The organism is Peptoniphilus sp. BV3AC2 (assembly GCF_000478945.1).
Classification (GTDB): domain Bacteria; phylum Bacillota; class Clostridia; order Tissierellales; family Peptoniphilaceae; genus Peptoniphilus_B; species Peptoniphilus_B duerdenii.
The window spans coordinates 1-11399 of sequence record NZ_AWXD01000021.1 but is presented as its reverse complement, the minus strand read 5'-3'; the positions used below and the strand labels follow the sequence as shown (position 1 = coordinate 11399).

Genomic DNA, 11399 nt, shown 5'->3' with positions numbered 1-11399 from the left:
AAAAAGTAAATATTAGTAAATAAATAAAAAAAAGTATTGGAAACTTATCCAATACTTTTTATTTTAGAATTTAATATCATTGTTACGCACTTGCAGCCATAGCCACTCTACCCTTAAGCTCAATCTGTCCCACAATCACAGAACTAATCGTAGTCGTGATAAGAGAAAACACAAGTTGAGTCACAGGAATATAGCTAATAGACATAGCAAGCACAACTATATCACAAATGATGTATACCATGGCTAGACTTAGGTTAAACTTGTCAGAAATGGCAAGAGCTAAAGCGTCGTCACCGCCAGTAGCACCACCTTCAGTAACCACAAGACCGCAACCAAGTCCGATTAAAACCCCACCAAGTACAGCAGCCACAAGAGGGCTGTCATAAAGAGGCGGTAAAATAGTTCCAGTAAATTTAAAAATACTTAAAAAACGGAAAATAAAATGGTCGCCACCATGGACTTCTTGATAAAATCGCCACCGAGGATTTTGTAACCCAAAATGTAGCACAAAATATCAAGCACAACAGAAGATATCGAAGGATCAATCCCAAGCATCTTCTTAAAAAATAGCATAAGACCAAGGATACCACCTTCAGTGACAAAACTTTGGTCATGCACATTCAACACGGCAAAAGCGAGAATCCCGCTGCCTAAAACAATCCTTAGAAGAGATCTAAAGGATAAATCTAAAAAATTAAGTTTTTTATTTAGCATTATTTCACTCCTATTCTTAATTTACCTATCTTAAATCTATCGCAATAAAAATTTGCAACAAAAAAAAGACGGCCAAACGTCTTTTAGGTGAGATGCTTTTTTGTTTCTTAATTTTTTCTTGTAAAAACTCTGAACCAGAACCACTTTTTAGCCTATAAATCTGTCACATCAGACATAAACCAGGCTCTTTATCGCAAGAACTGTCATCAGATAAAAACTACCCGAAGGTAACCTTAAAAGATACTTAATTTTCTTTCATAATAATATTATAACTTTTCTTTGTAGTTGTCAATAGAAAATGGCTATTTTAAGCCGTTTTATATTATGAATATAAAGTTTAATAAATGATGATAGAAATTTGGAGAAATATTTTTGATATAGGAATTATTTTAGTAAAACCAAGAGAAGACAGTCACACTGATGTGATTATACAATAATGATTTCATTTGCAAAAACTTCACCTTCAGAGGTTATACCCGTTCGACTCACTTCGTTCGCTCAGGGTGACCGTAGTTGGGAGAATATTCTCTATAAAAGTACCCAAAGGAAGACAGTCACCCTGAGCGGAGACGGTGGAGCAAGGCGGAACCGTCGTAGTCGAATGGGTATAACCCTGGTGGGGTCCAACATAGATGATTATTATAACCATAAAAATAAATGTAAATAAATATCTTTTACATAACCAAAACCAATTCTTTCTTCTTCAAATCTTTTTTTACGAGGGAGAGGGAGGGAATTAACGTCTCTCAAAAAAACCTGCGGTTTTCTCTTCGAGACTCGCAGTTTCCTCCCTTCTCCCTCGAGCTCCCTCTTCCCACCTCGCATTAGGAGGTTTTGGTAGTGATTTTCTTATTCGGCTAAAATTTTCCAAACTCGCTTCGCTCAAACAGTGGAAAATTTCTTAACGCCGAAAGCAAAAATCACTTGCAGTGGCTTAGGTTGTGTCTATACCAGGATTGTGACTAAGGATTCTATGGGATAGGTTAGAGGAAGATTTTGAATTTGTTATTAAAAGAAATTTAGGAATATGGTATTTTGTAACGGAAGCATTTTGCTTCCATAGCCGATAGGCTCTGTACGGAATTAATTAAGGAATTATTTAAACTGTGGCGGGGTCAAGTATTGATGATTTCATTTGCAAAGACTAGGTTAAATATGGGTCAGACCCGTTCGACTCGTAAATAAATTTCCTCGCTCATGGTGACGACAGTTGGGAGGGTGTCCTCTAAAAAAGTTTCAGAGGAAGACAGTCACCATAGCGGGGTCTACTCCTTCACACGGTCATCCTGAGCGGAAAAGGCGACAGCCTTTGGAGTCGAAGGATCTCTCCCCTGGTGGGGTTAGATTATTGATGAGGTTGGCATGGTTGTCCCTCGATAGGTGCTAATTATTTGCATTATTTAAAGAATCTACGCCATTCGGCTGTGGAACCTGGATTTCCGCTACGAGGATGAATAGTAAGAATGGTTGTCGTACGGCTATCGCCTAAGTTAATAGAATTTAGTATCTAAGTTTATGGAAGCAGGTTGCTTCCTCTACTATGCAGTTGCAAAGACTTGGTTAAATATAGGTCAGACCCGTTCGACTCGGAAATAAATTTCCTCGCTCAGGGTGACGACAGTTGAGAGGGTGTCCTCTAAAAAAGTTCCAGAGGAAGACAGTCACCCTGAGCGGAGGCGACGAAGGAGCTGGAGTCGAACGGGTATAACTACGGTGAGGTCAACACTGATGATTATTTGCTTCCGCTACAAACCCCCAAAACCCAAAAATAAAAATAAAAAAATAGATGGTCTCCCATCTATTCAAAATTATTCCCTATTCTATTCAAAAAACTTTTTCACTTTATCGAAAAATGTTTCTCTTTCTTTCTTTATTTCTTTTCCTTCTTTTTTCCTAAGTTCTTCTAGAATTTCTCTTTCTTCATCGGATATTTTCTTTGGCACATGGATGTCCACTTTGAACACCAAGTCGCCTTTTCCATCTTTTCTTAGGTATGGCACTCCTTCGCCTTTTATTCTAAATGTGGTTCCAGATTTTGTGCCTGATGGTATGTCGTAATCTACAAGCTTTGTAAGTGTCGGTACTTTGATACTTCCTCCTAGCACTGCATCTGTGTAGGTGATTGGTAGTTCCAAGTACAAATCGTTACCCATTCTTTTGAATATTTGGTCTTCTTTCACTCTTACATAGACGTAGAGATCTCCTGCTGGTCCGCCGTTTAGTCCTGCGTCTCCTTCTTCCCTTAGGGTCAAGATCATCTTGTCATCGATTCCCTTTGGTACGTCGATGGTTATCTTTTTATTTACCACTCTCGTTCCGTGACCTTTACAATCTGGACATGGTGTGTCTATGATCTCTCCAGTTCCTTTGCATTTATCACAGGCGCTCACTTGAGTAAATCTTCCAAATGGTGATGATGTGGCGGTCCTGATCTTACCTGTTCCATTACATTTGTCACAGGTGTGCTTGTGGGTTCCCGGTGCGGTTCCTTCGCCGTTACATGTCTTGCAAGTTTCTGTTCTCTTTACGTTTATATCTTTTTTGGCTCCGAAGATGGATTCTCTAAAGTCGATTATTATGTCAACTCTTACGTCGTCGCCTTTTATCGGTCTATTTTTATATTCTGCTTCAGAATATCCGCCGAATCCACCGAATCCTTGGCCAAACATGTCAAATATATCTCCGAATATGTCACCGAATCCGCCGCCATAGCTGCCTGCGTTTCCATTTATGCCGTCTTCTCCATAAGCGTCATACATCTGTCTCTTCTTTTCATCTGATAAGACTTCGTATGCTATGTTTACTTCTTTGAAGTGTTCCGCAGCTTCTTCGTCTCCTGGATTCAGGTCGGGATGATATTTTTTTGCTAATTTTCTATATTGAGATTTGATTTCTGTTTGGGTACTTTCTCTTTTTACCTCTAGTATTTCATAAAAGTCTCTCAACCTTTCACAACCTTTCAAAAGACTATTCTACAACAAAACTCTAGGTTTTTCCACATATTATTTTATGTAATATAAAGGGAGGCTTAACCTCCCTCAATATTTATTTTATTTATTTGTTTTCTTCGTCGTCTACAACTTCGTAATCAGCATCTACTACATCTTCATCGTGATGTTCTGCGCCTTCTGCTCCACCTTGTTGTGCTTGAGCTTTGTAAAGTTCTTCTGAAATCTTGTAGAATGCTTGGGTTAAGCTTTCTGTCTTAGCTTTGATTCCTTCTAGATCTTCACCATCTTTTACAGCTTTTAATTCTTCTATAGCTTTTTCAATGTTTGCTTTGTCATCTGCGCTGATCTTGTCTGCTACGTCTTTTAATGTTTGTTCTGATTGATAGATCATTGAGTCTGCGTTGTTCTTAGCTTCGATTAGATCTTTCTTCTTTTGGTCTTCTTGTGCATACATTTCAGCTTCTTTTACCTTCTTGTCGATTTCTTCGTCAGTCATGTTGGTTGAAGATGTGATTGTGATGTGTTGTTCTTTTCCTGTTCCTAGGTCTTTTGCTGTTACATTTACGATGCCGTTTGCGTCTATATCAAATGTTACTTCGATTTGTGGCACTCCACGTCTTGCTGGTGCAATTCCATCAAGTTGGAATCTTCCAAGGGTGATGTTATCTTGTGCCATTTGTCTTTCACCTTGAAGTACGTGAATATCTACTGAAGTTTGGTTATCTGCTGCTGTTGTAAATATTTGTGACTTCTTAGTTGGGATTGTTGTATTTCTTTCAATCAATCTAGTTGTGATATTACCCATGGTTTCAATTCCTAGTGAAAGTGGTGTTACATCAAGTAGTAGTAAGTCTTTTACATCTCCTGAAAGTACTCCACCTTGGATTGCTGCTCCTAGGGATACACATTCGTCTGGGTTGATATCCTTTTGTGGTTCTTTGCCAACTAGACGTTTGATACATTCTTGTACTGCTGGCACTCTTGTAGATCCACCTACTAGAAGTACCTTGTCTATTTGATCTTTAGTAAGACCTGCGTCCTTCATAGCATCTAGTACAGGACCTTCAGTCTTCTTAACTAAGTCGCTAATAAGTTCTTCGAACTTTGCACGAGTTAGGTCCATATTTAGATGAAGTGGTCCAGATTGGTTAGCTGTTATGAATGGAAGGTTGATGTTTGTGCTCATAGTTGAAGATAGTTCCTTCTTAGCCTTTTCAGCTGCTTCTTTAAGTCTTTGTAAACTCATCTTGTCAGCTCTTAGGTCCACACCATGTTCCTTCTTGAATTCTTCTGCAATATAGTCGATAACTCTTTGGTCGAAGTCGTCTCCACCAAGTCTGTTGTTACCACGAGTTGCGTGTACTTCGAACACTCCGTCAGAAAGTTCTAGGATAGATACGTCGAATGTACCACCACCAAGGTCATAAACCATAACAGTTTCAGATCCTTTTGATTTGTCTTCGCCATATGCAAGAGCTGCTGCAGTTGGTTCATTAACGATTCTCTTAACGTTAAGACCAGCGATTCTTCCTGCGTCCTTAGTAGCTTGTCTTTGAGCATCTGTGAAGTATGCAGGCACTGTGATAACAGCGTCGGTGATAGTTTCACCAAGGTAGCTTTCTGCATCTGATTTTAACTTTTGAAGAATCATAGCAGAGATTTCTTGTGGAGTATATTTCTTACCATCGATATCTACTGTGTAATCGTGACCCATTTCTCTCTTTATAGATTGGATAGTTCTATCTGGGTTTGTAATAGCTTGACGTTTAGCAGTTTCACCTACTAATCTTTCTCCGTCTTTTGTAAAAGCTACTACTGAAGGTGTAGTTCTGTTACCTTCGATATTAGGGATGATTATAGCGTCCCCACCTTCCATTACTGATACTGCACTATTAGTTGTACCTAAGTCAATTCCTATAATTTTACTCATTTCATTTTCCTCCTATTATTTAGAAACTTTAACCATTGCAGGTCTTAAAACTTTGCCATCAATGGTATATCCTTTTTGCAGAACTTCAGTTACAAGTCCTGACTCAACACCCTCTTCCTCACTTAGAAGCACCGCATGCTCAAAGTTTGGATCAAAAGGTTTATTTAAACAGTCAATTTCTTTAATTTCAAATTTATTTAAAACCTCAACCAAGCTTCTCTCAATCAACACAATTCCGTCGTAGAAAGAATCGTGGTTTTCGGCAGAATCAATAGCCCTTTCAAAGTTGTCAACCACAGGCAAAATGTCCTGTGCAAGCTTTTCAAGGCCCATGTTCATGTAGTTTATCCTGTCCTTCTCAGCGCGTCTCTTGTAATTTTGGAAATCCGCTTGAAGACGAATAAACTGATCTTTCATCTTTTCAAGTTCATCATCCTGATCCTCAGGCTCTACATAGCTTGAATCCCTTTCAGGTTCCAAAATTTCTGGCTCCAAGATCTCAGGTTCAGAACTGCTATCATTATCTTTATTTATTTCATCATAATCTTCATTTAAATCTTGCCACTGTTCCAAATTATCAATATCTTCATTCTTATACATTATCTCACCTCATCACTATATTCTTTAAAACATTTCTATAAATCAAAGTTTTTTCCAGTGCATTTTGGTAATCCATCCTAACAGGACCCAAAACCCCCAGGACAATATCCTTAGAAAATCCCTTAACATACGCCCTTATCACCGCAAAATCAGAAAGCGAATTATCTTCATTTTCATCGCCAATAGAAATATCTATGTCATTAAGAAGATCAATCTTCATAATATCCTTGAAAAGAGTCTCATCCTCAAGCCTACTAACAAAATTAACAGCCTTATTCATATCAGAAAACTCTAAAATACTAAGAATATTAGAAAGACCATCATAATAAATATCAACAGACTTAATATTTCTATTGAAATCACTAGCTTCCTTAACAATATCGAAGATAAGCTGACGATGTCTAGTAAGATCACCAGAAATTTCCACCTCAATCTCAGAAATCTCATCAAATTCCACAAGAGTAAGCTTCTTATTTAAGATATTTTTAATCTTTAAAATATCAGCATCATCAATGTCACCATTGTAGCTAATGACCTTTCTCTCAACCTGACCATTATCACCGATCAAAAGTAGAAGTAGAATATTATCATCAAGCTTAAGAAGTTCAATATGCTTAATAAGCGTGCAATTTTTCTTGGGACTAATGAGGAAAGTAAAGAGACCAGTGGACTTAGCCATGCTCTTTACAATACTTCTGTAAAAAGATTCGGTTCCAGTCCCAGCATCCATAAGACTATTTCTGATATCCTTGTCAAAAAGATCAAGCTTAATAGCATTTAAAATCTCATCAACGTAGAATCTGTAAGCCTTATTAGAAGGGATCCTGCCAGCGCTAGAATGAGGTTTGTTCAAGTAGCCGAGATCTTCAAGATCTGCCATCTCATTTCTAATCGTAGCAGAACTAATTCCCCATTCATAACATTTGGAAAGAGTCCTTGAACCAACGGGAACCGCTGAATCAATATATGATTTAATAATCGCATTTAAAATTTCAATCTTTCTTGTATCCATAGTCACCCTCTTTGTTAGCACTTAAACTCTCCGAGTGCTAAAGACTATATATAGTATAACTAAATATTTAGCAGTTGTCAAGTGAGAGTGCTAAAAATATTTAAAATATTTTAATTTTTATCAAATAATTTTTAGGGATTTTTTTGTAGCGGAAGCTACCAGCTTCCATTTTCAAAGAAGAACTAAATGAAGGCAGTCACCATAGTGAGATCCACTCCTCCACATGGTCATCCTGAGCGAAAGAGCCGTTAGGCTCTGAAGTCGAAGGATCTCTCCCTTGGTGGGGTTATGTATTGATGATTTCAGTTGCGTAGACTTGACCTTCGGAGGTTATACCCGTTCGACTCACTGCGTTCGCTCAGGGTGACGACCACCTACCGACATTATATAAGGAAAACCCCAGAGGAAGACAGTCACTATAGTGAGGTCCACTCCTCCATATGGTCATCCTGAGCGGAAAAGGCGGTAGCCTTTGAAGTCGAAGGATCTCTCCCTTGGTGGGGTTATGCATGGATTGTTTCACTTGCAAGGACTTGACCTTCGGAGGTTATACCCGTTCGACTCACTGCGTTCGCTCAGGGTGACGACCACCTACCGACATTATATAAGGAAAACCCCAGAGGAAGACAGTCACCCTGAGCGGAAGCGACGAAGGAGCTGGAGTCGAATGGGTATAACCCTGGTGGGGTCCAACATAGATGATTAAACAATCTTATTATTCTATTCTGGTATAATAAAATAAAAAAGGAAAATTTATGAATTATTATATTTACATCATGAGCAACAGTAGCAATACAATTATTTATATCGGTTTTACAAATGATTTAGTTAGAAGGGTTTATGAACATAAGAATGAATTGGTTGATGGTTTTTCTAAAAAGTTCCATACTCATAAGCTCGTTCACTTCGAAATTTATAGTACTGCTTATGATGCTATTGCTAGAGAGAAACAATTAAAAAAATGGACTAGGGAAAAGAAAAATTCTCTTATTGAAAAGGACAATCCGGAATGGATTGATCTGTGGGATAGGATTAATAATTTTGAGAAATTATAGTTGCATAGACTTGACCTTCGGAGGTTATACCCGTTCGACTCGGAAATAAATTTCCTCGCTCAGGGTGACGGCAGTTGGGAGGGTATTCTCTATAAAAGTTCCAGAAGAAGACGACCACCTACATACTTCCGCTACAAAACCCAAAAAACCCACAAAAACAAAAAAATTAATCCAAAACGGATTAATAGAAGAATTCAATATGTATGTATGTTATTTTGCAAGGACTTGGTTAAATATAGGTCAGATCCTTCGACTTCGACGGCAAGCCGTCTTCGCTCAGGATGACAAATTGGGCGGTGTAACACTATTGCAGAGTGACGACCACCTACATACTTCCGCTACAATGCATTTGCCTAGACTTGGTTAAAAAGGATTACTGTTGTTGAGAGGATATCGCTAGGATGACAACAGCGGGGAATGATTGACGGTATAACCCCTACGCCTCTTTCAAAAACTCCTTCATCTTATCAAGAGCCGCCTGTTTGACCCGATTGACAGTCCTAAGAGATATCCCAAGCTCACTAGCAATCTCAGAAAGACTAAAACCCTTGTAAAAATTTAGAAAAATAACTTCCCTCTCCCTAGACTTCAAAGACCCAATCGCATCGTAGAGAGAAGCGTAGTCCTTGTCCCTAAAAAAATCATCCTCCAAAGAATCTGAAGCCGCCATATAATCCTCCACATCGGGACTGTCAGCATACCTCATCAAATATCTAAGAGTATCCAAATAATAAATCCTAAGACCGGACTTAATATAAGCGCCGAAAGTGAACCCACGACTAGGATCGAAATTAGAAAGACTCTCGATTAAGTATACCACGCCATCGTTGTATAGATCAGAGAATTCCTTAGAAATCGGGCAGAAACTCTGGATACTAGAGATGATAAGAGGACGATAAGCCTCGATAATCTCATAAAGATCATCATGAGAAATGTTGGGATACATAGAAATCAGACCAGCAATGCGGTCCTTTGAAATAGAATCAGTGGCAACGCCAGAAATATTTTCGTTTAAAGAATGAACATCCACAGAGGATTTAAAATTGGTAATCATAATTACTCCTTTCCATATAAAATATTTTGTTCTTAAAGGTAGATCCTTAAAAAGAACATATGTTCTATTTATATTATAGCAAATAATTTTTCGTTGTCAACATACCATTTTTGTCTTGAAAAATAAAGGAAAATAGACACCCACCTAGTCATCCTGAGCGGAAGAGCCGTTAGGCTCTGGAGTCGAAGGATCTCTCCCCTGGTGAGGTTATGTACGGATTGTTTCACTTGCCTAGACTTGACATTTGGAGGTTATATAAGGATGATTTTTTGGCAGATATGGGTTAAATATAGGTCAGATCCTTCGACTTCGACGGCAAACCGTCTTCGCTCAGGATGACAAATTGGGCAGTATAACGCACTTACAGGGTGACGGCAGTTGGGAAGGTGTTCTCTAAAAAAGTACCTAAGGAAGACAGTCACCCTGAGCGGAGACGGTGGAACAAGGCGGAACCGTCGTAGTCGAATGGGTATAACCCTGGAGAGAACAAACACGGATGATCACACCCCCCCAAAAAACCAAAAAAACAAAAACCAAAAAACAAAAAAAAATAACCGGGACCATCATCATCCTGGTTATTTTCAATTAATACCATGTTTAATATTTTCTGTCAACTCCTGCAAGGCGTGGGTCAGTGCATCCAGTTTACCCTCGAGTCTAACGAGGAGGTACACCGCAATCGCCATAGGAAATCCAATATTTGAAATAATTTGTAATAAATCTTCCATTATTTTATATCAGTTCTAGTCACTGTCACAAGTTCAGCACCAACTAAAGATGCAACCTTAGCACCATAAGGTCTGAATATGTCATTTTCCATCACAAAAGAATTGAAAGCAGCTATATCAGCCTGTTTAATGTCTTCCTTTGGATTGTCAAAAGTCACAGAAAATACTTTGGCTGTTTCATCTTTTAATCTAAATCTTACCGATCTTTTAGTTATCATTTAATCCTCCTTAAAATTCTGTTTCTTCAATCTTAACTAAAGTAATGTCCCCTTGGATAAAAGTCAAAGTCCCTTTTAACCCTCTGATATTCTCATCAGTCACGCCATCACTTAACTTAGGCAAAAATCTTTTGTGGATTTTAGTCTTGCCATTTTCATCAACTTTTCTGTCTAATCTTAGTTTCTTCATAATTCCTCCTTAAATTTTCTTTGAAACTGTGCCATTTTTCCCAATTGTTACCATACATGTGACCAGGACACCTCTTGCGTGAAGCATCGTAATGTCTCACCACTCTTTCAATTGGGATATCGTACCTAAGCATGAGACTTACCACCAAGGCGGTTGCCAGATCATAAGTCTTAGCCATGTTATTTCCACGATTGATACAAAGTTCGACCCCGATAGAGTTGGAATTGGTAATACCAAACCTTCCCCTACCATCGCCACAATGCCACGCAGCGTATCTGTCAAGAACGATCTGCACTATCCTCTTATCATCCACAAAGTAGTGAGCCGAAGCCCCTCTGTACCCGCCGTTAAAATAGCGGAAATGATTCATAGCATCAGCAGTAGGACTAGGGTTTCCAGTATCATGAATGACGATGTAGCGAATGGGAACATTGTACCTCGAACGGAAATTGTTCTTGATGAGCCTCCTCTCAATAGGAGGACCCACAAGGAGTTTTGAGCTCAAAATTTCACCTCCTTTATTAAAAGTAGAAGCTTTTTTCTTGCTTCTAAATACAAATAGTAAAAAGAGACAAAAAGTGCCAAAGAAATTTAAAGTTTTTTATTTTAACTACAAACAAGGAAGACAGTCACCATAGTGGGGTTATGTACGGATGATTTCACTTGCCTAGACTTGACCTTCGGAGGTTATACCCGTTCGACTCGGAAATAAATTTCCTCGCTCAGGGTGACGGTAGTTGGGAGGGTATTCTCTATAAAAGTTCCAGAGGAAGACAGTCACCATAGTGGGGTTATGTACGGATTGTTTCACTTTCAAAAACCTAATGAAGACGGTCACCCTGAGCGGAGACGGTGAAGTAAAGCGGAACCGTCGTAGTCGAACGGGTATAACCCTGGTGGGTCCCACCCTCTCCCCGTCATCCTGAGCGGAAAAGGCAGTAGCCTTT

General features: G+C 38.8%; 12 protein-coding genes. 1 reads left to right on the top strand and 11 read right to left on the bottom strand.

What is annotated here, in order from left to right; genetic code table 11:
• Nucleotides 1-82: 82 nt before the first annotated feature.
• The 6 genes from HMPREF1252_RS10010 to hrcA all read right to left on the bottom strand — a co-directional run bounded on the left by HMPREF1252_RS10010 (nt 83) and on the right by hrcA (nt 7228).
• On the bottom strand, nt 83-370 hold the full coding sequence (locus HMPREF1252_RS10010) for a YitT family protein (protein ID WP_023059621.1): 288 nt from the start codon (nt 368-370) through the stop codon (nt 83-85).
• A 53-nt stretch (nt 371-423) separates the two neighbouring features.
• Nucleotides 424-714 carry a YitT family protein gene (locus tag HMPREF1252_RS10005; protein WP_023059622.1) on the bottom strand — a complete coding sequence of 97 codons (291 nt, stop codon included), beginning with the start codon at nt 712-714 and terminating at the stop codon, nt 424-426.
• Nucleotides 715-2534: 1820 nt separating this feature from the next.
• A complete protein-coding gene (dnaJ, locus tag HMPREF1252_RS04940; RefSeq protein WP_023059626.1) occupies nt 2535-3659 on the bottom strand; it encodes a molecular chaperone DnaJ in 1125 nt (374 codons plus the stop codon).
• A 109-nt stretch (nt 3660-3768) separates the two neighbouring features.
• The gene (gene dnaK, locus HMPREF1252_RS04935; RefSeq protein ID WP_023059629.1) at nt 3769-5595 is read right to left on the bottom strand and encodes a molecular chaperone DnaK; all 1827 of its coding nucleotides are present in this window, start codon (nt 5593-5595) and stop codon (nt 3769-3771) included.
• Nucleotides 5596-5610: 15 nt separating this feature from the next.
• A complete protein-coding gene (gene grpE / locus HMPREF1252_RS04930; protein WP_023059625.1) occupies nt 5611-6195 on the bottom strand; it encodes a nucleotide exchange factor GrpE in 585 nt (194 codons plus the stop codon).
• 4 nt (nt 6196-6199) lie between these two features.
• Entirely contained in the window at nt 6200-7228 is a 1029-nt protein-coding gene (gene hrcA / locus HMPREF1252_RS04925) for a heat-inducible transcriptional repressor HrcA (RefSeq protein ID WP_155804243.1), read from the bottom strand.
• Nucleotides 7229-7962: 734 nt separating this feature from the next.
• On the opposite strand from hrcA, the gene HMPREF1252_RS04920 reads away from it, so the two are divergent.
• Nucleotides 7963-8262, top strand: a complete 300-nt coding sequence (locus tag HMPREF1252_RS04920; protein ID WP_023059624.1) for a GIY-YIG nuclease family protein — start codon at nt 7963-7965, stop codon at nt 8260-8262.
• A gap of 436 nt (nt 8263-8698) precedes the next feature.
• Here the strand turns inward: HMPREF1252_RS04920 and HMPREF1252_RS04910 are convergent, their stop codons facing one another.
• The 5 genes from HMPREF1252_RS04910 to HMPREF1252_RS04895 form a co-directional block, all read right to left on the bottom strand.
• The gene (locus HMPREF1252_RS04910; protein WP_023059623.1) at nt 8699-9316 is read right to left on the bottom strand and encodes a sigma-70 family RNA polymerase sigma factor; all 618 of its coding nucleotides are present in this window, start codon (nt 9314-9316) and stop codon (nt 8699-8701) included.
• A 581-nt stretch (nt 9317-9897) separates the two neighbouring features.
• Complete coding sequence (locus HMPREF1252_RS09560) at nt 9898-10002, bottom strand: YvrJ family protein (protein ID WP_238318188.1); 105 nt, start codon at nt 10000-10002, stop codon at nt 9898-9900.
• A gap of 41 nt (nt 10003-10043) precedes the next feature.
• Complete coding sequence (locus HMPREF1252_RS04905) at nt 10044-10262, bottom strand: DUF2922 family protein (RefSeq protein ID WP_023059630.1); 219 nt, start codon at nt 10260-10262, stop codon at nt 10044-10046.
• Between the two features lie 10 nt (nt 10263-10272).
• A complete protein-coding gene (locus HMPREF1252_RS04900) occupies nt 10273-10452 on the bottom strand; it encodes a hypothetical protein (protein WP_023059632.1) in 180 nt (59 codons plus the stop codon).
• Nucleotides 10421-10939, bottom strand: a complete 519-nt coding sequence (locus tag HMPREF1252_RS04895; protein WP_255324977.1) for an N-acetylmuramoyl-L-alanine amidase family protein — start codon at nt 10937-10939, stop codon at nt 10421-10423. Before HMPREF1252_RS04895 ends, HMPREF1252_RS04900 begins: the two co-directional genes overlap by 32 nt.
• Nucleotides 10940-11399: the final 460 nt, after the last annotated feature.

Excerpts from the sequence above, each read along its gene's own strand:
- HMPREF1252_RS10005 (WP_023059622.1), bottom strand. The coding sequence starts at position 714 with ATGCTAAATAAAAAACTTAATTTTTTAGATTTATCCTTTAGATCTCTT.
- dnaK (WP_023059629.1), bottom strand. The coding sequence starts at position 5,595 with ATGAGTAAAATTATAGGAATTGACTTAGGTACAACTAATAGTGCAGTA.
- grpE (WP_023059625.1), bottom strand. The coding sequence starts at position 6,195 with ATGTATAAGAATGAAGATATTGATAATTTGGAACAGTGGCAAGATTTA.
- HMPREF1252_RS04920 (WP_023059624.1), top strand. The coding sequence starts at position 7,963 with ATGAATTATTATATTTACATCATGAGCAACAGTAGCAATACAATTATT.
- HMPREF1252_RS04910 (WP_023059623.1), bottom strand. The coding sequence starts at position 9,316 with ATGATTACCAATTTTAAATCCTCTGTGGATGTTCATTCTTTAAACGAA.
- HMPREF1252_RS09560 (WP_238318188.1), bottom strand. The coding sequence starts at position 10,002 with ATGGCGATTGCGGTGTACCTCCTCGTTAGACTCGAGGGTAAACTGGAT.
- HMPREF1252_RS04905 (WP_023059630.1), bottom strand. The coding sequence starts at position 10,262 with ATGATAACTAAAAGATCGGTAAGATTTAGATTAAAAGATGAAACAGCC.
- HMPREF1252_RS04900 (WP_023059632.1), bottom strand. The coding sequence starts at position 10,452 with ATGAAGAAACTAAGATTAGACAGAAAAGTTGATGAAAATGGCAAGACT.